At 58.0% G+C, this 219-nt stretch carries 1 protein-coding gene; it reads right to left on the reverse strand.

What is annotated here, in order from left to right:
* Positions 1-219, reverse strand: a 219-nt coding sequence (locus KJQ96_RS39795; RefSeq protein WP_375293281.1) for a hypothetical protein, incomplete at both ends; no start/stop codon positions are given.

Here is a 219-nt window from a genome sequence, read left to right on the forward strand (position 1 = left end):
GGCCCGGTACACGCAGATACAAACGCGGTGTGCCATCGTGATCGACGAATCCGTGAGTGTATTTAGGATATCGCTGTTTGACTTCGCCACCTCGTCCCACTCGTTAGCTGAGGTCGGCTCGCCTGCAGCTCCGGTGAACAGGACAATCTTGCCGGTTTTATCGATCTCGACGCGCTTGATCTTCAGCCCGGCGTTCACCGCGCCCTTGAGGGCCTTGGT

It is taken from the genome of Bradyrhizobium sp. sGM-13 (assembly GCF_018398875.1).
In the GTDB taxonomy this organism is placed as follows: domain Bacteria; phylum Pseudomonadota; class Alphaproteobacteria; order Rhizobiales; family Xanthobacteraceae; genus Bradyrhizobium.